Here is a 305-nt window from a genome sequence, read left to right on the forward strand (position 1 = left end):
CCCCCCCCCCCCCCCCCCCCCCCCCCCCCCCCCCCCCCCCCCCCCCCCCCCCCCCCCCCCCCCCCCCCCCCCCCCCCCCCCCCCCCCCCCCCCCCCCCCCCCCCCCCTTTCCACCCCCACCCCGCCACCCGAGATTCGGTCACGGGTCTCGTGGGCTCGGAGATGTGTATAAGAGACAGGCGTTCGCATGCTGGTGGTACCGGGCTCCGAAGCGGTGCGCCGCGACGCGGAGAACGAAGGCTTGCACCACGTATTCACCGCCGCCGGCGCGGAGTGGCGCGTGCCGGGCTGCTCCATGTGCATCG

At 78.7% G+C, this 305-nt stretch carries 1 pseudogene; it reads left to right on the top strand.

The features are described 5' to 3' along the window. Window positions 1-181: 181 nt before the first annotated feature. Window positions 182-305 (top strand): annotated as a pseudogene (locus JHD67_RS22055) (aconitase family protein); the annotation flags it as partial.

The sequence above is a fragment of the Dyella sp. ASV21 genome, assembly GCF_016428975.1.
GTDB lineage: Bacteria > Pseudomonadota > Gammaproteobacteria > Xanthomonadales > Rhodanobacteraceae > Dyella.